This window comes from Arthrobacter sp. Dra40, from assembly GCF_059091905.1.
In genome coordinates this window covers 1-328 of record NZ_JBNHHB010000588.1, presented here as the reverse complement: position 1 = coordinate 328, position 328 = coordinate 1, and the positions used below count along the sequence as shown (strand labels likewise).

The window sequence follows — 328 nt, the reverse complement described above, 5'->3', positions numbered from 1 at the left end:
CAACCCAAACCCTTCCCTCTTCGGCGACCTCAAGGTGCTGCTGGGGCCGGCGTGCCTGGATGCCTGACCAGGCCCGGTGCCTGATCGCTGGAACCCGGTGCCTGATCAGTAGAATAGGTGCGTGACTTCTGCAGCTTCGGCCAACACCTTTACTGATTTCGCCACTATCGACCTGCGCGGCCGCAGGCTTGGCACCGCCGAGCTGAAAGCCGCCATGCCGCGCGCGGAGACCACGTTCGACGTCGCCACCGCCGCCGTCGAGGAAATCATCCAGAAGGTGCGGGCGGACGGTTTCGGTGCTCTGGCAGAACTTGCGCGACGGTTCGAC

General features: G+C 64.6%; 1 pseudogene. It reads left to right on the top strand.

The window, feature by feature from the left end:
- Positions 1–121: 121 nt before the first annotated feature.
- Positions 122–328: pseudogene (locus tag AC5RWT_RS38125) on the top strand (histidinol dehydrogenase); the annotation flags it as partial.